The sequence below is a fragment of the Halomonas marinisediminis genome (assembly GCF_004347715.1).
Lineage (GTDB): Bacteria > Pseudomonadota > Gammaproteobacteria > Pseudomonadales > Halomonadaceae > Halomonas > Halomonas icarae.
This window is the reverse complement of record NZ_SLTR01000348.1, coordinates 1-283: the sequence shown is the minus strand read 5'-3', so window position 1 is coordinate 283 and position 283 is coordinate 1. Positions and strand designations below refer to the sequence as shown.

General features: G+C 57.2%; 1 pseudogene. It reads right to left on the bottom strand.

Annotated elements, in window-relative coordinates:
• Positions 1-92: 92 nt before the first annotated feature.
• Positions 93-283, bottom strand: a pseudogene (locus E0702_RS16960) (ABC transporter ATP-binding protein); the annotation flags it as partial.

The window sequence follows — 283 nt, the reverse complement described above, 5'->3', positions numbered from 1 at the left end:
AAATTCCTGACAGTTTTACGAGGCATACACTTGCCCGACACTTGCCCGACGTTTTGCCGACGCCGATCCGACCGCCGAAAGACGCCCTTTTTTCAGTCATGGGCCACCCCCAGATAGGCGTCGATCACGTCCTGGTTGTTGCGCACCTCGTCCGGCGTGCCGTCCCCGATCTTCTTGCCGTAATCCATCACCACGACCCGGTCGCTGAGGTCCATCACCACCCCCATATCGTGTTCGATCAGGGCGATGGTGGTGCCGAATTCGTCATTGGTATCAAGGATAT